This is a genomic window from Nonomuraea turkmeniaca, from assembly GCF_005889735.1.
Lineage (GTDB): Bacteria > Actinomycetota > Actinomycetes > Streptosporangiales > Streptosporangiaceae > Nonomuraea > Nonomuraea turkmeniaca.
In genome coordinates, this window is record NZ_VCKY01000010.1 from 69,206 (window position 1) to 89,640 (window position 20,435).

A 20,435-nucleotide genomic window follows, 5' to 3' on the forward strand; every position below is an offset into this window, starting at 1 on the left:
CGAGCTTCGGCTGGAATCCCGCCGGTGCCTGGCGGCGGCGCGGTCTCCGCCGACGCCGCCGCCGCCGATCCCCGGCAAGGTGCTGGTACCCATCTCCGCAGCACATCCCCGGATACCTGCTGCCCGTCGCAGAGGTATCCGCGCGGCGTCGCCGCGACTGATCATCACTCGACGAAGACCCAAGACGCGTCGGTGTCCGACGAACGCCCTACAACGACGTCACTTTTTGGTTGAGCTCGGCGAGCGTGATGAGCCCGTCGTCGAGCGCGCGGCCGACGAGCTCGCTCTTGGAACGGGCGGCCCGTCCCACGTTGGCGTACTTGACCCGCACCCGCGCGATATAGGTGTCAACGGTCTTGGCGGTGATGTTCAGCTTCGCGGCGACGAGCTCCTTGGACGAGGACACGAACCACGCCCGCAGCACCTCGGTTTCACGCTGGGACAGGCGCGGCCGGCCGGGATCGTCGTCGGCGACGAGCGCCCCGGACAGCGACGGCGCGGTGTACGGCTCACCCCGCGCGGCCGCCCGGATGGCAGGCACCAGGTGCTCGGGCCCCTCACGCTTGGTCAGGTAGGCGAGCGCGCCGAGATCGACACATTTGATCGCGGTCGCATCGTCGATGTGCTGGGAATACACGACCACGCGGCGGCCGTAGTCGACCAGCCTGCGAAGCTCGCCGAAGTCCGGCCTGCGCGGCACCAGCTCCAAATCGAAGATCACTACGTCGGCGGCGGCGCCGGGCCCGGTCCAGACATCGGCGAGCCGGTCCCCCGCGTCGATGAGATCGATCGGCGGCACGGCCTCGGAGCACCAGGAGCGCACACCGGCGGTGATGGCCACGTGATCATCCACGATCACCGCCGTGATCAGCTCGTCCGCTGCGGAATCGGCTGCCATTGAGCCTCCATCCAGACCGTGTCGTCGTTGTTCAAGGCCTCGACCCGTACGCCGGGTGTCGCGGGGCTCGGCACGTCGACCTCGCCGCAGTCCGCGACCACGCTGACCGACACCAGGTCCGCACCGCCCACGACGGTGACCCGCGCCCGGGAGGCGGCGGTGGCGAGCACGATGAGCACCGCCTCGGTCAGATCGCGCCGAACGGCCACGGGCGGCGTGGGCCACTGGCCGCGTGCGTCGAGTTCCACCACGACGCCCTTGCGGTCCGCCACGTCGATGCAGTGCCGCAGCTCGTGCAGCAGAGGATCGGCGACAGTGTCGGCCTCGGCGAACAGCCTCCGCATCCGGGCCGCCTCGATCGCGCACCGCCGCTGGACCACCGAGTTCTCGGGGCGGAGCGAGCCGTCGGCGAGCCCCTCCAGCAGCGGCACCGTCGTCACCGACAACTCGGCGAACCGCTGCCGCCTGCGACGGTGGGACTCCGCGGCGACGGCCTCGGCGACGCGTACCCGCTCGATCTCCTCGCGGGAGGCGGCCGCCGCCGCGCTGAGGCCGCGCAGGACGGTCGCCACGACGGCCACGCAGAGAGGGAAGCCGATCACGCTCACCGAGCCGGTGGCGAACCGGGCCAGGTCCCCCCGGCTGGGCTCATCGAGCAGGACCAGGTGGAGCAGAGCAGTGAGGTCGTGGGCCAGCAGGAACAACACCGCGGACCGCAGCGGACGATCGAGCAGCACGACGAGACCCGCCCAGTTGGCGGCGCCGAAAATCCAGTCCACGCCGGTCGAGGTGCGCCCGTCCGGCAGGGTCACATACGACAATGCGGACGCGGCGAGCACGACGGCGATGGCAGGCCCACGCAGCCGGCCCCACGAACGCCCGCGGACGAGCAGCGCGGCCTCGCCGGCGAGCACGGCTCCCAGCGCCGCGAAGGCGGCCAGCTGGGTGAGCGGTGACTCATGGACGTCCAGGTAGCGCAGCAGGTTGGACAGTCCAAGCCCGAACACGGTGGCCGCGGCGACGAGCAGCGTCGCGATCCGCAGGCCGTGCCGTAGCTGCGCTCGCGTCACCTCTTCGTTGACGTCACTCATGGCCGGCACGCCATTCCAGCCGCACCAGGGTGCCCTCGCCCTCGGTGGAGGTGATCGTGGCCGTGCCGCCGACGCGTTTCATCCTGCCGTGCACGGACTCGCGTAAGCCGCGCCGGGTATCCGGTACGTCCGCCGGCGAGAACCCCTTTCCCTGATCGGCGATGTCGAGCCGCAGCGTCCGCGCGTCCCCGTGCAGCCGGACGGTCGCCCGGGTCGTGCCCGCGTGGCGGCGTACGTTGGTCAGGGCCTCCCCCGCCGCGTCCGCGATCGCCCTGGCGACGCCGAACGGAAGCCGCAGCTGCGCGGGGGCGTCGAACTCCACGGTCAGCTGCGCTGCGTCAAGGTCGGCGCGTAACAGGTCGACGAGGTCGGCGTGCCCCGATGCCCGCACGCGGTCGGAGCGCAGCCTGTCCAGATCGCGGCGCGCCTGCGGCGCCAGCCAGTCCGCGTCCGAACGCACCTGCCCGACGCCGACCATCAGCAGCGTCGTCGCCGCCGTGTCGTGCAACGAGTTGGCGAGCTCGCGTTCGTCGGCGCGGACGGCCGCGGCCACCAGTGACTCGCCGCGCGCCCGCGCGGCCTCGGCCGCCATGCGATCGGCCCGTTCCGCGGCGCGATGGACAAGCACCCAAGCCACTCTGGACAGCCCCGCCGCCGGAATCGCCCACACCGTCCCGCTGATCAGGGTCGCGTCCACTTCCGCCGCTCCCGCCGCGGTGAGGATGCCCACTGCCCCGCCTCCGGCCGCCAGCGCCGCCGCGCCGCCCGCCAGCGGCGAAGTGTGCCACTGGCACGTCACGCAGGCGAAGGTGACCAGAAGCCGCAGCCAGCCGGTGTTCCTGTCCTCGACGGCGCCGGTCCAGAAGACGCTCGCGAACAACCCCAGCAGGACGACCACGTCGAGGGCGACCGGCCCGCTTCCCCGCCCCGCGCGCAGCCACCACGCGTATCCGCAGGTCCAGGCGGCCGCGGCGCCGACCACGAACGCGGTGGCCGCCAGGTGCTCGGGAGGGGCGCGGAACAGGGCGATCGCGCAGATCGGCACCAGCGTCGCCAGGCGCACGGCGGCGGCGTACCGGCGACCGAAGCGAACGAGCAGCCTCCCCGCTTCCCCCGCCACCCATCACCTCACAACTCGCACACTCGTTGTGACGCAGCTTAACGAAAGCGGAGCTGCTGTGTTGGAGTGTCGTGCGGGACACCGGCGACTCACCGCCTTCGGATCCACTGCGCGGCGACCTTGGCATGTGCGGGCCGCGAGCCGGGAATCGAAGTCCCTATCACCGCGACTCACCGCGGCGAAGATTTTGAATTCAACTTCGACAACGCCAATGTCATCGCGATTGATCCGCGGACGAGATACTCTCCGGCTACAATCCCGGAGCGAACGCCTTTGACCGGCCGATCATCCAGGCCACGCCAGATCGCTGTGAGCCGCAGCCCATCTGTCCTGATTGCGGGAGGGAACCGGGGTGTATACGGCAGCGTCGGCGGCTGCGGCGCAGGTATCCCCGAACGGGGACGTAGTTCGCTGCAACTACTGGTCCGGCACCTGGTCGGAAACGCAGGACGGATCTGGTCGCGTGGCCCTCCAGCAGTATCTCTGACAATGTCCCCGACATGCCCTGCGCCCGCACAGTTCAGGATGGACGCCGGTGCCGGGACTCGAAGAGACGCACTGCCCGGTTGAATGGCCTCATACTTCCTGGCCAGTTCGCCGACTTCGTTTCGAGGGCACAAACAACCTAAGTGCCCGCCGCACTGCTGAAGAACGCTACAGTACCCACCAACCCTATCGAGCAGCGGAGTACCAACATGGCAAAGCAGATCGTTGAGTCCTTTATCGACGACATCGACGGCACCGAGGCAGAGAGGACGACGACGTTCGCTCTGGACGGCACGAGCTACGAGATCGACCTGTCGGGCCAGAACCGGGAGAAGCTTGAGAAGGCTCTCGCGCCCTTCATCAATGCGGGCCGGCCGGTGCGGTCCGAGCGGGGTGCCCGTGGCCGGCGCGCAGCTGGTGGCACCAGCCGGACGATGACGCGCGAGCAGTCCGCCAAGATCCGGCAGTGGGCCAAGTCCCAGGGCCTCCCGGTCAGCGAGCGTGGCCGCATCGCCTCCACCGTGGTCGAGAAGTACGAGGCCGCGCACTAGCAACCAGAGAGATCATTTAGAGCCCGCGCTGGAGATGGCGCGGGCCTTCTTTTGCACGCATCCAACCGGACCGACTGTCCGGGGCCGGCGGGATCCCGCGATCGGATAACTGTCGCAGGTCGCGCTCGTTCCGCCGTCGGCTGGTGCGGGCTCCGCGCCGCCCCCGGCAGGCGCCGACTCAGCCAGGTCACCCGCGAAAACCGTTCGATCATGTTGATGAGCAGCAGTTACGCTGGCCGGCGTCTCGCATCACTTCTCGCTCGTTCGGGTGCTCCTACCGGAACCAGCGACCGAACAAAGCTTGGAGGCGCGGCTGTGGCGATGCCCAAGAAGGGCTCACGGCTCATCACCGTCGACGGCACCGTCTTCCGCTGGCGGGTCAGCCACAGGCCGGCCAACCGCCAACGCGACGGCTGGGTCCCTCTCACCTTCGCCGTCGAGCGAGCCGAGGAGCCGGCAGGCGTTCTTGTGGTGTCACTCCCCTGCGCCCGGCCGGACAACTGGTCAGGACAGCGAACGATCACGGTCCGTCCCGTCCTGGTCGCCGGATGCGTCCGGCGGGCCATCGAACAAGGATGGAACTCCGGGGAACGGGGCTCGGCCTCCACCCTCACCGTTACCGAGGACGAACTGACCGTGCTCCTGGGCGAACCGCCTCGGTACCTGATCCCCTTCCTCTGGGGCATGATCCCGGAAGGTGGCGGCATCAAAGACCTCCCTCGAGCCACTCAGATCTGGAGTCGGGACCCATAGCCGCTGTCGTAAGGCGTCGCCGCTGGGGTGATCAGCCGATGTCGATCACCCGCGCCCATTCGGGCGGCGCGTCCGGCACGTAGTCGGGATCGTCCTCGTCCCACGATCGGGCCGCCCTCCTCCGCGGAAACAGCCCCACCACCGTCCGGCATGGTGGCCGCGCGGCCGGCCAGGGGGTCTGCCCGTCGGTCAGGATCACGATGACGTCCGGCCCCGGCCTTGCGCGCAGCGCCTTGGCGAAGCCCGTACGCAGATCCGTCCCGCCCCCGCCCACCAGCGTGATTCCCTCGGCCCGGCACAGCGGTTGCACGGCCTGGGCCGCCGCATCGCACGACACCACGCTGACCAGGTCGTGCCGGCCGCCCACGTCGCGGACGATCGCGGCGACCTCGAGCAGCGCGCTACCCAGTTCGGCGTCGCTGACCGACCCGGACGTGTCGATGACCACCGAGACCCGAGGCGGCCTGCGCCGCAGGCTCGGCAGGATGACGCCGGGCAGGCCGGCGGAGCGCCGCGACGGCCGGCCGTAGGTGTAGTCCTCACCCGCACCCGGGCCGGACGCCGCCGAGCGGACCGCCGCGCCGAGCAGTTCCCGCCACGGTTGTGGCGGATGTAACGCCTCCTCCGCCCACCGCCGCCACCCCTTCGGGACGTCCCCCGGGCGGGCGGTGATGCCCTGCGCCACCCGGAACCGGACCGCGTCTCGTTCCTGCGCGCTGAGCCCGTTCGCGCCCTCGGGTCCGAGGTCCCACTCCCGATCCAGCCCGTCGGCGCCGCTGCCGCAGTCCAGCCAGACCAGCCCCTGCGTGTACGGCCCGAGCCGGAACTGACGCAGGTAGTCCTCCATGAGCTCCCCCTCGGGCAGCCAAAGCATCCCCGGTTCGACGGCGCCCTGGGGTCGGATCAGCCCGTCCCCGTACACGTCGTCGTTGATCTCGAAGTCCGCCGCGATGTTCATCCGCAGCCGGTCACCCGGCCCGGTCAGTCCCCGCTCCGACGCGACCCGGTCGCTCCGACCGTGATGGTCGCGCAGCAGGTGGGAGACCTCGTGCACCCACGCCCCTGCCAGCTCCTCCACGGGGGTCTGGGCGACGAACGCCGGCGAGACGTAGCACCGCCAGTGCCGGTCCACGGCCATCGTGGGCACGAGCCGCGACTCCACCGTGTGCAGCGCGAACAGCGCCGTCGCCAGGTAGGGCCGGACCCGGGCGGCGTGCAGCCGGGCGGCGAAGAGCTTCTCGAGGTCCAGTGTCCCCGCTGCGCCGGGCGTCATCGGCCCGTCCCCGCGACGGCCGCGACCCGCGCCGCGGCCTCGTCGGCCTGACTGCTCAAGGACACCGCCCCGGCGAGTTGCTCGATCGCCGCCGGGACGTCCCAATCGGCCCGGCGCAGCGCGGCGAGCGTGGACGCGGGCACGACCACCAGGTCCGGGGCTCCGGTCTCCAACGCCCGCGCCAGCAGTGTCCACGCCGCGTCCCAGCGTGGCTTCTCCGGCCGCCTCCGGACCGCCTCGACCACGCTGTCGAGCGCGGCCTGGCGCAGGTCGCCCCGCTCGGGCAGGTCGGCCGCCGCCGGGTCGGCCAGCAGCGCCTCAGGGTCCGGGAGGTCCATCCGATCCATGGCGGCCAGCAGCTCCAGCCCTGGACCGTCCCCTACCGTGCCCCGGACCAGCATGGACAGCACGTCCCTGGACGCGTTCGCGGCGGTGGCGAAGGCGGTCAGGCACAGCGCCATCTCCCAGCTGCGGGGTGAGGGCCATGGACCGCCCCGCTGAGCTTCGTTGCTCGGCAGCCGATGCACCAGGGCGGGGCGGGCCGCGAGGAGGTGGCACACCGCACGTCGGGCGAACGTCACGGCCTCTGACAGTCGATCCGGGTCGAGCCGCGGCAGCGACGCCCGCGGCCAGGTCCCGCCGAGGCCGCGCACCACGACCTCGTGGTCATGCCTCCACTGGAGATGGACGAACCGGTTCGCCAGAGGCGGACTCAGCTCCCAGCCGTCGGCCGCGGAGGATCGCGGATTGGCGGCCGCCACGATCCGGACGCCGGCCGGTAGCCGCAGGGCGCCGACGCGCCGCTCCAGCACGAGGCGGAGCAGAGCGGCCTGGACGGCCGGCGGCGCCGTGGACAGCTCGTCCAGAAAGAGCAGCCCCCGGCCGGCACTGGCCAGGCGCACGGCCCAGTCCGGCGGAGCCATCGGGACACCCTGCACCGCGGGGTCGTCACCGACCACCGGCAGGCCGGAGAAGTCGGACGGCTCGTGCACGCTGGCGATCACCGTGGTCAGCGGCAGGTCCAGGGCTGCGGCGAGTTGCTTCAGAGCCGCGGTCTTGCCGATCCCCGGCTCTCCCCACAGCAGCACCGGCAGGTCGGCCGCCACAGCCAGGGTCAGGGCCTCCAACTGCATGTCGACGCGGGGCTCCGTGGCGGTGTCGTGGAGCAGGGCAAGCAGGTCGGCGGCGATGTCGAGCCGGGATTCGTGAGCAGGACCGGAGGACGCGCCGACGGTGACGGACGAAGATGCGGGCATATTGGATCACCTTTGAGGTCTGGTCGGGCCAGGACAGGAAGCGATGGGGACAATTGCGATGAAGGTGAGGCCGCGGCGTCAGTGGCAGGACAGTTGCGAGGAGAGTGAGACCGCGTCGTCAGCGGCAGGACGGCTGCGAGGAGAGTGAGACCGCGGCGTCAGTCGCGGGACAGCTGCGAGGAGGATGAGGCCCGCGGCGTCAGCGGAATGTCGCGTGTCGCAGGCGTGCCCGGGTGCGGCCGGTGCCGCCGGTGCGGCGGGTGCGGCGGGTGCGGCGGGTGCGGCGGCCTGGCCGAGCGGCCGGGCCCTGCCCGAGCCCGGCCAGGCCGGCCCGGAACAGCCCGTGGTCGATGTGCCGCCGCGCCGCCATCTCCAACTCCTCCCGCAGGGCGCCCCTGGGCAGCGGCGCACCAGGCCCGAGGAGATCTTCGACGGCGGCCAGGGCACCGGCGGTGTCGCCGTGGTCCAGGCGCGCGCGGACGTCGATGAGAGAGTCCGGGACGCGGTGGGCCTCGTCGATCACCCGCAGGCAGGGCAGCGGGGTGCCGGTCAGCGCAGCCAGCAACCCCTCACGACGGATCTCGGCCGGGTCGTGGTCCAGCGGGACCAGCACCCCGTTCACGAGACCGATCCGGTGCTGGGCGCCACGGCACTCGACCAGGCGCAGACCGCCTCCCCGTTCAGGGCTCCGCGGCGCGCCGGCCGGCGAATGGTCCGGTACGAGCGCCGGCACGACGAGCGGGTGCAGCCGGTCGGCCTCGATCAGTCCGGCGCGAAGCAACGCCAGGTCGGGCAGCACCCACGTCGCCGCATCAGGCAACACCGGCATCGCGGACGCGTCGCCCCTCGCAGGAGCGGTCCTGATCTGGAGTGCCGGAAGTCCGGGGATGTCCCCGTCCGCAGCCAGATCCAGTACCAGTTGACGCCGCCCCCCGAGCCGCACGGCGACCGCACCACCGGCCCGCCCTTCCGCGCGGAGCAGCATCCACGCCTCGGCCGCCCACCGGTCCACGGCCAAGCCACGCGCCGGCGGCACATCCAGATGCGGAGCGGAACGTCCGTCGTCGGGCGACCGGTCCGCCCCAGAACGGACCCGGAGCTCACCGACCCTGCGGACATCCCACAGGTGACGGTGCAGATCGAGGCGGAAGCGCCGACGAGGACTGGGATGCGGATGCGGACCGGCCCCGAATCGGGACCCGTCCCACAGAGCCAGGCTGATCCGCTGACCGGCATCCGCCCAAGCCGGCGGCGTCCGGGCCACGAGGTGCACCGTGCTGCCGCCGCCATGCCCCACCGGGTGGTAACGGGCCAGCGAGACGGTCAAGCCCGGTCGCATCAGCCCGTCCGGTGCGATCCTCGGCATGTACCAGCGCAGCAGATCAGGAGCCAGATGGCGGAGATCGGCCCGGAGACGGCCGGCGAACTCCTGCCCGTAGACGTGAGCCGCATGGCGCAGATTCAGATCGACGTCGACGTGTGCCGCAGCACACGCACCTGCCCAATCACCGGTGGCACGGCGGGCGGTCGCAGACTCGATCATGGCGGGCGGCACGGCGAACTCACGCACGCGCCGCCAGAAGGAGAGGCGGGAATCCTCGTTCGCGGTCGAGTAGTGCATCAGCACTCACCTTGTGCGAACAGGACCCCCAATCTTCTGAGGGAGGTATTCATCTTGATCAGCGTACAACTTCGCGCAACGGATCCGCCACACAAGACAGCGAACCCCGCTCCCAGCACAGGGACCACGGGATCTTCGATGTCAGCGGTCCCCGAGCCAGATGACGACCGATGACGAGGCGCTGGACCAGGTTGGCGTCCTCGAAGATATGCATGTTCTCCGCCCCGCGATCGGGCGACCTGCGGAGACGGCTCGATCATGCCTTGAGCAGGGGTTGCGCTCGCGGACGCCTCTCATCACTTCTCGCCGATTCCGGTGGTCCCGCGGAACAGCGACGAACGGGTGCAGAGCTAGGAGACGGCTGTAGCGCTGCCGACGAGGACTCACGGCTCATCACCGTGAGGACTGACACCGTCTTCCGCTGACGTGTCCGCTTCAAGTTGAAGGGCAGCCAATGCAAGTTCGGCCAGCGCCGGGTGCTCGGCCGGTGTGGCTGTCGCCTCAGCCATGGTCGCCCGATGGCAAGACCCGACGGACAACGAAGGAGGGGCTTGCCGGCGATCGCCCCAGCCACGGACCGCGCACACCGAAGTCCGTGGACGTGACCCGCGATCGTCACGGCATCAGCCAACCGATACCCGGTGTAGGAGAGGGGTAGCTGTCCGACTGGCACTCGTGCTCTGACCTGCGTAGATGCGTCCTTCGGCTTGCACCATCTGGAGATCATCTCGCGCATGTCCCCGCACCGTCGAGTTCGCCACCACGTCACTGGTGAGGACGAAAGCCGTGTGCGGCGGCCCACGCGCAGACTCCCTCCACCTCACGGCCCCTCTGCAACTGACCATGGAATGCGTGACTGACCAAGTCCACAGTCGTGTTATCGAAGGGCTGGAGAGCACTCCCTGTCGTGGGCAAGCAACGAGCATGGTTGGTGCCTGCGCCTTAATGCAGCCGCAGGTGCAACCGCTGTCGCAGTAGTTCTGCTGAACTGGCTTCAGCGCCACGAGCCCGGAACGCTTGGCGTGGCCGCTTACCAGTGGGACGGAAGTGGGTTGCACCAGCCCGTCCAGCTGTTAGGCGTCACTCGTTCTGTCGATGACGGCGACAGTTCATTCGTCATCCACCTCGCCTGTGGCCACGTACCAGGCGAGGTGCTGCAAGATTGCCTGAAGGGGCGAGTCTTCCGGCAAGATCCAATTCCCCGTCAGCAGGCCGCTCGTCTTGGTCGCCGCCGCGTTCAAGTCGGGGTCGAGCGCCTGCGCCAGGAACTCGAAGGGAGAGAGTTCCCTCTGCAGCCGATCCATCTCCGGTTAGGTGCTCAATCTCATCATCAGGTCGATGTCGGGCACGATCGGCACCTGCAGCGGCCCTCGCTCCTCGTTGAGCTGCCTATCGATCTGCGCGGCCTTGGCGTCGATCCGGGCGCGGATCTGTGCCGCGGCGGCGTTGAGCCGGACCCGGATCTGGGCCGTGTGGTCGTCCCTCACCTTCGGCGCATTCACCGGCTGGCTACGGCAAGGACAACAGGTGGAGGATCTCCGACTACCTCGGCTGTCTCAGGCCAGGATCTGCTGCAGGAAGTAGACGATCAGCGAGGCCAGGATGCCCAGGACGTACTGCATGATCGCCGCCGTCCTGATCGGCAGCGTGCGCAGCGTGCCGAAGTAGGTGTACACCTTGAGGTCCTCCTCGGAGCTGCCCGCGCGGGCGAGCGCGTCGGACGGACTACCGGCAGGCGCCATCAGCGGCGAGATCACCTCGTCCAGGTGGCGGCGCACCATCCGGGACAACGTCACGTACGGCTGGACGCCCACGTACAGGGCGATCGCGGCGGCCAGCACCGGGAAGCCGAGCAGGAAGGCGTCGAGGTACGGCCCGGAGTTCTGGTCGGCCAGCACGATCGCGGCGGCCTCGATGCTGACGACGCCCACCGCCATGGCCATCGAGACCAGCGCGTAGCAGTGGCACAGCCGCACGATCGCGAACGTGCCGGCGGGGTCGATCCACGCCAGGCGGAGCTGGGTGTACGTGCGCAGGCGCAGCGGCAGGTCGGCCACCGTGATGAGCCAGTAGAGCGTGTTGCCGCCGAGGAACCCCATCCAGCAGTTGTGCAGGTAGACGGCCGCGTTCGGCTCGACGACGTCGCCGGGTTGCAGTGCGGTGAGCACCAGCATCCCCGTCGAGACAGCCGCGCCGGCCAACGCGCACAGGAGCTGGCCGGGCACTCTCATCCGCCGGCGGAGCCAGCCGATCAGCTGATCCCGCTCCGGCGAGTCGGCGACCAGGTCGCTGAGCGGGGCGACGAGTTTCTCAGCATGCCTCCAAGCGCTCCAGGCCAGGGCGAGCATGACCACGCAGACCACCGTCGTCGACATGACGTACAGGGTGCTCCGCACGCTGCCGAAGACCTGGTCAGGCGCCACGAACACCAGCACCAGATCGGCGAGGTACGGCCATGAGGCCATCGCCAGCACGGACACGCTCGCGGTGAACCAGTTGGCCCGGGCGCCGGGCAGGAGCGCCGCCACACGCCGGGCGAGAGACACGACCATGGCGCGGCGGTAGCCCTGTTCCAGGGTCGCGGCGAGGCGATCGGCGAAGCCGGGAACGGCCTGGCCGGCCCGATCAGCTCGAACCGGGCTTTCCACCATCTCACTGGCCATGTAACACCCTAGGGTCGGAAGCTACGGTGATCACGGCGCTCTCCAGCATCACGCGCCGACGGTCAGGGCCTCGCGGGTGGGCATCCGCATGACTGCCTTCTGGGATTTCCGGAATGATCTCCTGACGAGTTCGTAGCCTTCCCCACGCCGGTAACCGCTTCACAGTCCATTCGGTACCCATTTCCTGCTCACGCGCCGGTCGCAGGGAGCGCCCGTCGAGCCGCCTTCGCAGGACGTTTCGCCTGGGCTTTCCAATTGCTGCGCTGATGGAAATGCATCCCGACGAATCGAAACTCGAGCCAGACGCGGGCAGACCCCGGAGGTGCATCCAATGCTCTCCAAGGCGGCCATCGGGCGGTCTCCAAGCCGAGACCCTTGTTCACACCGCTGATCAGCCTTGTCGTCGTGTCTCCACGCTGCGTCGGGAACACGCGAACAGCCAGGCGTCCGGCCTTCCTGGGACCGGCAGTGCCAGGCAGGCCAATGCCCGCTCCGCCGTCCCAACCGGCGATCGACAACGTCAACGGCGGGGCACACGGTCTCGGCACACGTCAGGTCGCTGATCACGGCGATCAGCGGCCGCGACCAGGCCGGGCCGAACGCCGCCCCGCTCGCATTCGACGCCACCTACACCACCAGGGCCGAGCTTGTCGTCGACTGCGGGGCCTCGCAGCTCTGACGCCGCGCCAACGGGGCGGCACCTGCGGCACCCCACCCCCGCGGCAGTAGCGGTCATAACATCAAGCCGTTAGCAACTTGACGTAGTCGCTGCCAATATGATCCTGTTATCGATGTCAACACATCCTGAGGAGGACATCATGACCGACACTCGGCGCGTCGCCATCGTCACCGGCGGCTCCCGATGCATCGCATGGCTTGTCCCCGGACACACTTCCCCTTCGCGACGATGCGCTCGATCACGATCTGAGGGCTCCCCTTCCCAACCTGGCCGATCCCGCATCGCTGCACCAGAAGCGTGATCGTCGGCGAGGACGTTCGGCGCCACCTCCGGATCATCACGGACTTTGTGCCAGAGCCGGATCTCGATGGTTGTCGCCACGGGCTCCGGTCGTCGGTCTGCCGAGTCTCCCTGCGCTCGCCGGTCATTCCCAGCGGATGGTGAATACATAACGAGCAGAAAATGGTATGGCCATTGGCAGTCCGTGTAGTGAATGCTTCACTCCCGACCTGGTCGGACCGCACGAAGAAGGCGGAAGCATCGTTAGCGCTTGTTGACGACATCGAAAAGAAGGTGAGTGAACCACTCCATGGCGACATGCAAGACGGAAGACATTGCAATGGCACACCAGGACGCCGCGGACCTCGGCAGTCCTGCCACGTTGTTTCGAGCATGAATGGCTATCGGGGATGGTGAGCGCATGTATGAGATTCGCTTATCCGGCCGTGAGGTGGAGGTCATCGAGGGGCTGTTGGCGCGGATGGCCGAGCGGTACCGGACCGTTGAGGACGACGAGTTCCTGCGGAACGTGAATGTGCACGCCCATGAATTACCGGTGACGGTGCGGCGAGGGCTGGTCGAATTCCGGATGAGTGAGCCCGCCGGTGTGTGTCTGGTGACCGGATTTCCGGTCGACGACACGGCGATCGGCGCGACACCGCGCCATTGGGCAGGCGCCGCGGAGGCGAAGCACGCCTCGGCCCGCGAGGAGTTCTACTTCACGCTGTGCGCGAGCCTGCTCGGCGACGTCTTCGGCTGGGCCAGCCAGCAAGGCGGCAGGCTGGTGCACGAGGTGCTTCCCATCCGGGGCCATGAGAGCCGCCAGATCAACTCCAGCAGTGACGCCACGCTGCTGTGGCACACGGAGGACGCCTTCCATCCTTACCGGGCCGACTATGTCGCGCTGATGTGCCTTCGGAACCCGGGAGGGACCGAGACGACATTCGCGTGTCTCGACGACGTCGTCGTCTCTCGCGACGTGCGGGAAATCCTCGCACAGCCGAGGTTCGTCCTGCGGCCCGACGAGTCGCACCGGCCGGAGAACGCGGGCCCCGGGCCGGTTCACGGCCCCGGCCTGGTGCCGGTCGCGCCCCGCAGCTACGCCCGCATCGAGCGGCTCCTGCGGAATCCCGAGAAGACGCCGGTGCTCTTCGGCGACCTTTCATCGCCCTACGTCCGGCTCGACTCCGACGCCGTGGACTGGGACATCGACGACCCTGAGGCGTTGTCGGCCCTGCGTGTCTTCGTCGAAGCGGTCGACAAGGCCATCGCCGGCTACAGCATGCGCCCCGGCGAACTGCTCTTCGTCGACAACTACCGGGCCGTGCACGGTCGCAGGCCGTTCGTTGCCGCCTTCGACGGAAATGATCGCTGGCTCAAACGACTCAACATCAGCCGGGACCTGCGGCGATCGCGCGACGCGCGGAGCGCGCCCGATGCCCGGGTCGTCTACTGAGCGCCCAGCGACCATCAGGAGCCCGTCGATGACCATCAATGCGATCGGCCTGGGAACGCCAGAACCAGGACCTCGGGGGAAGATGCATGACTTCCCCTTGAGCAGACCCGGATCGGGCGACCTTCACGCTCTGATCGGAACCGTTCTGCGCGCGCTGTCCGACGGCGCACACCAGCGGGGCGGCCCGGTTCCCGCAGGAGAGCCGGTCGAGCTTGCCGGGAACGTGCGTGCCGCACTGGGCCCGTTGCTCTTACGGGAAGGCCGAGGCATCGGCGTTCTGGCGTCCTTGACCGAGATCCTCGCGCGGGGCGCGGTCGACCTGTCCGATCCCGCCTGGTCGGCGCACCTGCTCAGTCCTCCGCTGGCGATCTCGGCAGCCGCGGACGTGGCCGCCGCCATCCTGAACGCCGATCTCACGTCGTGGGACCAGTCGCCGGCCGGAATCGTCATCGAGTCCGAGGTCGTCCGGGCGATGTGCACGCTCGTGGGATACGACCCGGACGCCGCCGCGGGTGTGGTCACGTCCGGCGGGACGGAATCCAACCTCATCGGCCTCTTCCTGGCCCGTGACCGTCCCGGCGGTCCGGGCCCCGCGCACGGCCGATCGGTGATCTACGCGTCGCGGTCGGCCCATTTCTCGATCCGCCGCAGCGCACGGCTGCTGGGTTTCCCCGACGAGAACGTGATCCCGGTGGAGACGAACGCGCGAGACCAGATGGACCCGGACGCGCTGAGGACGGCGATGGAACACGATACGCGGGAGGGCCGATGGCCCGCCTGCGTGGTGGCCACCACCGGGACCACCGATTTCGGCGCCATCGACCCGGTCGAGGACATCATCGCCATCTCCCGGGCCCATAGCGCGGCGGTGCACGTCGATGCCGCCTACGGTGGCGGCGCGCTGTTCTCCGGCAAGCTCGCGTCGCTGCTGACCGGCGTCGAGGGGGCCGACAGCATCTCGTTGGACCTGCACAAGTTCGGCTGGCAGCCGATCGGAGCAGGAGTGCTGCTCACACGGCGCGCGGACGCGTTCGCGCCCATGGCATTCGAGGCGCCGTACGTGAACGCCGCCGACGACTTGCTGGCCGGCCATCTGAACCACACCAACAGGTCACTGCGCACCACCCGGCGGGCGGACGCCTTCAAAATCGCCGTCACGTTGCAGGCGGTCGGCATCGAACGCCTGGGCGAGATGGTGGACCACTGTCACGCGCTCGCCCGACACGCCGCGCATCGAATCGCCGTAACGCCTCACCTGGCGCTCGCGGCCGATCCGGTCCTGTCGACGGTCGTCTTCCGGTACGTTCCCCGGGCGGACGTGCCGGCCGTGTCCGACGCGGTGAACGCGTCCCTCCGCCGCAGAATCCTGGCAGAGGGCAAAGCCGTCATCGGACGTACCGAACTCCGCGCCGGAAAGCCGTCCGTGTGGCTCAAGCTGACCCTGCTCAATCCCTTCATGACGGAGGAAGACGTCGACAGGGTGCTGCACGTGATCACCTCGGCCGGGCGCCTCGAAGATGGCGGGTGACACGGCGTGATCCTTTTCATCGATCTCGCGATCATACTCGGGCTCGCCCGGGTCCTGGGCATGCTCGCGCGCAGGCTGGGCCAGCCGGCGGTCTTGGGCGAGATCACGGCGGGCATCCTGCTGGGCCCCACCTTCTTCGGGACCACGGTCGTCGAGTGGCTGTTTCCCGCCGACACAAGACAGCAGCTGACCGCGTTCGCCGCCGTGGGCGTCGCGATCTTCATGCTCACCGTCGGAACGGAGATCGATCCGGCACTGTTGCGGGGCCGGCACAGGACGGTCGGCCTGATCACCGTCTCCTCCGTCGTCCTGCCGTTCGGGCTCGGCGCGGCGCTGGCACTCTACCTCTGGCGCGCGGAGTCGGCGCCGCCGCTCGGTTACGTCCTTTTCATGGGCGTCGCAATGTCGATCACGGCGTTCCCGGTCCTGGCTCGCATCGTCTCCGATCACGGCCGGCTGACGACCAGGCTCGGCAACATCGCCATCACCTCTGCCGCGCTCATCGACGCCCTCGCGTGGGTGCTGCTGGCAACCGTGCTGGCCGTCGCGGGCGGCGCCGGACAAGATCCCTGGCGGCTGGCCGCCTTCTTGCCCTTCGTCGTGCTCACCTTCACCGTCGTGCCCTTCATAGCCCGGAAGACGAAGGCGTGGGAGGAAAGCCAGGCCGGCGACGTCGGCGTGCTCGCGGCCGTCTGCTGCGGGCTTCTCCTCGCCGGCGCGGCCACCGAGTGGATGGGGCTCCACTACATCTTCGGAGCGTTCGTCTTCGGCGTCGCGCTCGCGAGAACGGGCGCGGGCAGCAGCCGGTTCCCGCAGACCGTGCGCGGCCTCACCGAGCTCAACTCCGCACTCCTGCTGCCCGTCTTCTTCCTCGTCGCCGGGCTGCAGGTCGACCTTTCCCAGCTGGACGGACTCACCATTGTCGATGTCCTCGTCGTCGTCGTGCTGGCGGTGGCGGGCAAGTTCCTCGCGGCGTACGGCGCCGCACGCGTGTCGGGCCTCGACGCCAGGCAGTCCGCGGTCATCGGAATTCTCATGAACACGCGTGGGCTGACTGAGCTGCTCGTTCTCGGCGTGGGACGCGAAGCCGGGCTGATCAGTCCGGCGATCTATTCCCTCATGGTCGTCATGGCCGTGCTGACGACGGCGATGGCCGGACCGTCGCTGCGGATACTCAGTCCCGCGAACTCTCCGGCCGACGTGTGGTTGGCCAGGAAGCCGTAGAAAACGCCACCCCTCCGCCGTGGGGAGGCGGCTTCAGCTGTCGAAGAAAGAGAGCCACCTGTGAAACACCGCTTGCATCACCCGGACGAGCCCGATGAGTCCGCCTCCGCGGTCACCGACCCGGATTTCGTCGCTCTAGGCCTGGGCGGCACGAATATGATGGCGATGCTCTGGACGATCGCCATGGGACGGCGTGTGGTGGGCGTCGAGATGAGAGGGGATCCCTTCCTCGGCGTTCACTGGAACCTCCGAGTGGATCTCTTCCACCAGCTCGGCCTCATCGATCGCATGATGATGGACCGGTACGGCGAGGCGGGCGTGCCCCGCCACAAGGACGGGACCGTCTTCCGTCTCGCGGAACGGTTCTACAGCACGAACACGGTCTCTGGCGACGTCACGCCCGACGAGGTCATCGACAGGTACGACCGCGACCTGCACCTGGTCGGCACCATCAAGCACATCGAGTTCATCGACGACCGGTGGAGGGACGGGCGACCGCACCGGGTGCTGACCGTGCTCGATCCACCGCTCGTGCCGCGCGCTCCGGAACCCGAGGCCATTCGGGCCGATCTTCGGGACGTGCTGGACGGCCCCTCCACATTCCAGGCCGAAGCCGCCTCCATCCTGCGGCTGCTGCGCCGCTATCTCGAAGCCATCGCCGAGATGGACCTCGCCGCGGGGCTCACCCCGCCGCGCGTCAGGCTGTTCACCCAACACCGGGTGGTGGACGCGGAGGGCGAGGGTTTCGTCCGGCAACCGGACGGCAGGTACCGGATTCGCATCATGGAGTTGCAGGAATTCGATTTCAAGGGCCGATTCGTTCGGATGCCGATGCCCGGTCGGGAGCCCATCGACATCGGCGTTCCCGAGTTGTTCGTCATCGCCGAAGGCTTCCACAGCACCGACGCGGTGAGACTCGGTTTCGAGCAGCACGACGTGCCGGTCGACCATCGGGATGGAAGAGGCCCGGTCGTCGCGCAGGCGGATTTCATAGCCGGCCTGCTGGAGATCCTCATCGACGGGCGGCTGCGCCGGAGGATCTCCTCCCAGTTCGACGCTGACGGCCGTGAGTACTGGGTCCGGCAGATCGCGGTCGGACACGAGAACGATCCCGAGGTCGGGTGGATCCTGGTCCAGGTCCCGGACTTCAAGTCGTTCGACCCGATCGCCGAGGGCCTGGTACCGCCCGGCACCGATCCGCAGTCGGCCGAGTACTTCGGCGCGTACCAGCACATGCTCTACGAGTTCTATATCGAGCAGGCGGCCGAGGTGCTGGGCATCGACCAGCCGGCACTCCGCCGCGTGCAGATGGCCTACGGTCCGAAGCTGTTCAGCCTGATCGAGAGGATGGGGGACGACGCCCTGATCGCGAGGAACGGCGTCGTGGCGGGCGACTCGTTCGGCAATGGTCACTTTCTGACCAGCGGAGGCGCCATGACCGGCATGATCGGGCACAGCTCACGGATCTTGCGGTACTGGCAGGCCCGCAACCTCGGCAAGACCCCCGAAGACGCCATCCGGGAACTGGCCGACAACATACGCCAGGACACGAACGCGTGGCTTGAGGTGAGCGCGTCGGAATACTCGGACGCGGTTCCCATCAACTTCGGCGCCGAACGCATCGAAGCCATCGTCGCGGCCAGCGGATATCCCACCGGCGCGCACGACACACGCATCGAAGCGGCCCGGAGGCATCGTCACACGCTGCTCCCGCTGGACGCCTCCGACTGGCGACGCCCCGTCTTCCGCAACGGAATCGTCATGACGGACCCGCTGCCCGAGTTGTCAACGCACCCCTGACCGGTGCCCGCACGGCCGAACATCAGTCCGTCCGCAGTCGAAAGGTAAGTGCGATGACGCTGCACGCCCACCGCGCCGCCGAAACGAACGTCGTGCCCCCCGCTGAATTCTTCGATGAGATCGGCCGATCGCTGCAGGAATGCGAAGAAGCGGTGACGGCCTGTGCTTCCGTGGTGTTCACGACACCGCACCCCGCCGCGTCCTTGTTCGAGGTACGCCGGGACATGGACAGCGCCGAGATCCTCGCGGTGACGAGGAGGCTGCTGAAAAGGCAGCTCGGGGTGAACCGTGAGCTCGCCATCGCGCAGCTCGGCGCCTGTCTCATCGCGGTCGAGGCGAGTCATGAGTTCTGCGTGACCCACGCGGACGAAAGCGACGACGCACGCCGATGCGCCGATGCCACCCAGGCCGTGATCCCCGTCCTGAACCGGGCACTGGCCTACCTGCAGTGGTAGGCCTCGCACGGGGAGTCACGGCGCCGCATCGAGGGTTCCGGCCTCACGGGCGTCGGGCGGGGCGGGTGTTTCCTCAGGACGCCGTCCAGGTCCTCCCAGGTGATCAGCCTCTGTCTGCGACACGACCGGTGGCCGGCTGGGTCGACGGCGTCTTCCTGCAGGTCAGAGGGTCTGATCTCTTCTTTCACGTGTGGCACGTTGACCACCTCTTAGAGCATGGCGCATGGGCCGGGTGTGAGAGCGCCGTGGGCCGATCCTCCCGCCGACGACATGGCGCACGTACGCGTCCTGGCGGTGTGGAGCGCGAGCGCGACCGCCATCCGAGGCGCCCTGTTTCCGACCGTCGACGTCGAAGGCGACGCCGAGCACGTCGCTGGACTGGAAGACGTCGTCGCCCGCCACCTGGTGCGCCTCGGCGCCAAGCACCAACTCCTCGTGCTGTGCGCCTCGGCGCCAAGCACCAACTCCTCGTGCTGTGCGCCTCGGCGCCAAGCACCAACTCCTCGTGCTGTGCGCCTCGGCGCCAAGCACCAACTCCTCGTGCACTGGCAGCGGATCCGGCAGCCACCGGGACGACGCCAGACCAGCGGACCGCCACCCCGACCGACCACCTCCAGCACCCGGGAGCATGACCATGACCAGCAAGACCGTGCTGATTACCGGCGCGACCAGCGGCATCGGCGCCCACACCGCGCGGTTGCTCCTCGATCGCGGCCACCGCGTGGCCGTCACCGGCCGCAACGAAACCAAACTCAAGGCCTTCCTCGACGCGGCCCGCCACCCCGATCGGCTGCTGGGTCTCATCGCGGACGCGGCCGACTGGCAGGCCACCCAATCCGCCGTGACCCGCATTGTGGAGCATTTCGGCGCCCTGCACGCCGCGGTGGCCAATGCCGGATTCGCCTCCGGCGACTACCAGCGCACCGCAGGTGCGACCCTCAGCGACGGCGACCCGACGTTGTGGCCGCCCATGGTCCTCACCAACGTCCTCGGCCCCGCCCTGCTGGCCAAGGTCGCCCTGCCCCACCTTGAGGCCACCGGCGGGCGGCTGGTGCTCATCGGCAGCGTCGCCGGGCTGAAGAACAGCCCCGCCAACCTCTACTCGGCCACCAAGTGGGCCGTCACCGGACTCGCCGAGAACCTTCGGATGCACGCCACAACCCGCGGCATCGGTACTCGCGTTCCGCAGCTAATCGGGGTGCTGAGGCATGATCGAGCATGAAGATGCAGGTCGGCGACATGAGGCCTAGCGGAAATCGCGAGAACGCCTAGTAACACGACTTCCACGAAACAGCAGTCACA

At 68.9% G+C, this 20,435-nt stretch carries 17 protein-coding genes; 8 read left to right on the forward strand and 9 right to left on the reverse strand.

All coding sequences use genetic code 11. The annotated features are described in order from the left end of the window. Window positions 1-208 precede the first annotated feature (208 nt). Genes ETD86_RS04745 through ETD86_RS04755 form a run of 3 tightly spaced genes read right to left on the reverse strand, consistent with a single transcriptional unit; the run spans window position 209 to window position 3,109 of the window. Window positions 209-898, reverse strand: coding sequence for a response regulator (locus tag ETD86_RS04745; RefSeq protein WP_138664849.1), 690 nt, complete (start codon window positions 896-898; stop codon window positions 209-211). Beyond that, window positions 868-1,989: a hypothetical protein gene (locus ETD86_RS04750; protein ID WP_138664850.1), complete on the reverse strand. Its 1,122-nt coding sequence runs from the start codon at window positions 1,987-1,989 to the stop codon at window positions 868-870. Before ETD86_RS04750 ends, ETD86_RS04745 begins: the two co-directional genes overlap by 31 nt. After that, window positions 1,982-3,109, reverse strand: coding sequence for a sensor histidine kinase (locus ETD86_RS04755; RefSeq protein WP_138664851.1), 1,128 nt, complete (start codon window positions 3,107-3,109; stop codon window positions 1,982-1,984). The genes ETD86_RS04750 and ETD86_RS04755 overlap by 8 nt, the downstream gene beginning before the upstream one ends. 695 nt (window positions 3,110-3,804) lie before the next feature. Here ETD86_RS04755 and ETD86_RS04760 point away from each other — a divergent pair. After that, complete coding sequence (locus tag ETD86_RS04760) at window positions 3,805-4,146, forward strand: histone-like nucleoid-structuring protein Lsr2 (protein ID WP_138664852.1); 342 nt, start codon at window positions 3,805-3,807, stop codon at window positions 4,144-4,146. A 315-nt stretch (window positions 4,147-4,461) separates the two neighbouring features. After that, window positions 4,462-4,899 (forward strand): hypothetical protein, encoded by a 438-nt coding sequence (locus ETD86_RS04765; RefSeq protein WP_211369823.1) that lies wholly within the window; start codon window positions 4,462-4,464, stop codon window positions 4,897-4,899. Window positions 4,900-4,930: 31 nt separating this feature from the next. Here the strand turns inward: ETD86_RS04765 and ETD86_RS04770 are convergent, their stop codons facing one another. From ETD86_RS04770 to ETD86_RS04790, 6 genes are all read right to left on the reverse strand, one after another. After that, window positions 4,931-6,172 carry a vWA domain-containing protein gene (locus ETD86_RS04770; protein WP_138664853.1) on the reverse strand — a complete coding sequence of 414 codons (1,242 nt, stop codon included), beginning with the start codon at window positions 6,170-6,172 and terminating at the stop codon, window positions 4,931-4,933. Beyond that, the gene (locus ETD86_RS04775; protein ID WP_138664854.1) at window positions 6,169-7,428 is read right to left on the reverse strand and encodes an AAA family ATPase; all 1,260 of its coding nucleotides are present in this window, start codon (window positions 7,426-7,428) and stop codon (window positions 6,169-6,171) included. The genes ETD86_RS04770 and ETD86_RS04775 overlap by 4 nt, the downstream gene beginning before the upstream one ends. A 199-nt stretch (window positions 7,429-7,627) precedes the next feature. Beyond that, a complete protein-coding gene (locus tag ETD86_RS04780) occupies window positions 7,628-9,049 on the reverse strand; it encodes a hypothetical protein (protein ID WP_138664855.1) in 1,422 nt (473 codons plus the stop codon). A gap of 1,109 nt (window positions 9,050-10,158) precedes the next feature. Further along, entirely contained in the window at window positions 10,159-10,353 is a 195-nt protein-coding gene (locus tag ETD86_RS04785; RefSeq protein ID WP_138664856.1) for a hypothetical protein, read from the reverse strand. Between the two features lie 6 nt (window positions 10,354-10,359). Further along, a complete protein-coding gene (locus ETD86_RS54825; protein WP_170222883.1) occupies window positions 10,360-10,536 on the reverse strand; it encodes a hypothetical protein in 177 nt (58 codons plus the stop codon). A gap of 69 nt (window positions 10,537-10,605) precedes the next feature. After that, window positions 10,606-11,712, reverse strand: coding sequence for a hypothetical protein (locus tag ETD86_RS04790; protein WP_138664857.1), 1,107 nt, complete (start codon window positions 11,710-11,712; stop codon window positions 10,606-10,608). 1,379 nt (window positions 11,713-13,091) lie between these two features. Here ETD86_RS04790 and gntD point away from each other — a divergent pair. The 6 genes from gntD (at window position 13,092) to ETD86_RS04820 (ending at window position 20,355) form a co-directional block, all read left to right on the forward strand. Beyond that, window positions 13,092-14,126, forward strand: coding sequence for a guanitoxin biosynthesis L-enduracididine beta-hydroxylase GntD (gntD, locus tag ETD86_RS04795; RefSeq protein ID WP_170222884.1), 1,035 nt, complete (start codon window positions 13,092-13,094; stop codon window positions 14,124-14,126). Then, the gene (locus tag ETD86_RS04800) at window positions 14,035-15,654 is read left to right on the forward strand and encodes a pyridoxal phosphate-dependent decarboxylase family protein (protein ID WP_211369824.1); all 1,620 of its coding nucleotides are present in this window, start codon (window positions 14,035-14,037) and stop codon (window positions 15,652-15,654) included. Before gntD ends, ETD86_RS04800 begins: the two co-directional genes overlap by 92 nt. Before the next feature lie 6 nt (window positions 15,655-15,660). Beyond that, on the forward strand, window positions 15,661-16,878 hold the full coding sequence (locus ETD86_RS04805) for a cation:proton antiporter (RefSeq protein ID WP_211369825.1): 1,218 nt from the start codon (window positions 15,661-15,663) through the stop codon (window positions 16,876-16,878). Window positions 16,879-16,938: 60 nt separating this feature from the next. Continuing rightward, on the forward strand, window positions 16,939-18,678 hold the full coding sequence (locus ETD86_RS04810) for an FHA domain-containing protein (protein ID WP_138664859.1): 1,740 nt from the start codon (window positions 16,939-16,941) through the stop codon (window positions 18,676-18,678). Between the two features lie 53 nt (window positions 18,679-18,731). Next, a complete protein-coding gene (locus tag ETD86_RS04815; RefSeq protein WP_138664860.1) occupies window positions 18,732-19,133 on the forward strand; it encodes a four-helix bundle copper-binding protein in 402 nt (133 codons plus the stop codon). Window positions 19,134-19,767: 634 nt separating this feature from the next. Further along, entirely contained in the window at window positions 19,768-20,355 is a 588-nt protein-coding gene (locus ETD86_RS04820) for an SDR family oxidoreductase (protein ID WP_138664861.1), read from the forward strand. The last annotated feature ends 80 nt before the right edge of the window (window positions 20,356-20,435 follow it).

What these genes read in the sequence shown, in the direction of transcription:
- ETD86_RS04745 (WP_138664849.1), bottom strand. Translation starts at nt 898, where the DNA reads ATGGCAGCCGATTCCGCAGCGGACGAGCTGATCACGGCGGTGATCGTG.
- ETD86_RS04790 (WP_138664857.1), bottom strand. Translation starts at nt 11,712, where the DNA reads ATGGCCAGTGAGATGGTGGAAAGCCCGGTTCGAGCTGATCGGGCCGGC.
- gntD (WP_170222884.1), top strand. Translation starts at nt 13,092, where the DNA reads ATGTATGAGATTCGCTTATCCGGCCGTGAGGTGGAGGTCATCGAGGGG.
- ETD86_RS04760 (WP_138664852.1), top strand. Translation starts at nt 3,805, where the DNA reads ATGGCAAAGCAGATCGTTGAGTCCTTTATCGACGACATCGACGGCACC.
- ETD86_RS04770 (WP_138664853.1), bottom strand. Translation starts at nt 6,172, where the DNA reads ATGACGCCCGGCGCAGCGGGGACACTGGACCTCGAGAAGCTCTTCGCC.
- ETD86_RS04785 (WP_138664856.1), bottom strand. Translation starts at nt 10,353, where the DNA reads ATGGATCGGCTGCAGAGGGAACTCTCTCCCTTCGAGTTCCTGGCGCAG.
- ETD86_RS04780 (WP_138664855.1), bottom strand. Translation starts at nt 9,049, where the DNA reads ATGCACTACTCGACCGCGAACGAGGATTCCCGCCTCTCCTTCTGGCGG.
- ETD86_RS04750 (WP_138664850.1), bottom strand. Translation starts at nt 1,989, where the DNA reads ATGAGTGACGTCAACGAAGAGGTGACGCGAGCGCAGCTACGGCACGGC.
- ETD86_RS04820 (WP_138664861.1), top strand. Translation starts at nt 19,768, where the DNA reads ATGACCAGCAAGACCGTGCTGATTACCGGCGCGACCAGCGGCATCGGC.
- ETD86_RS04800 (WP_211369824.1), top strand. Translation starts at nt 14,035, where the DNA reads ATGATCGCTGGCTCAAACGACTCAACATCAGCCGGGACCTGCGGCGAT.
- ETD86_RS04775 (WP_138664854.1), bottom strand. Translation starts at nt 7,428, where the DNA reads ATGCCCGCATCTTCGTCCGTCACCGTCGGCGCGTCCTCCGGTCCTGCT.
- ETD86_RS04815 (WP_138664860.1), top strand. Translation starts at nt 18,732, where the DNA reads ATGACGCTGCACGCCCACCGCGCCGCCGAAACGAACGTCGTGCCCCCC.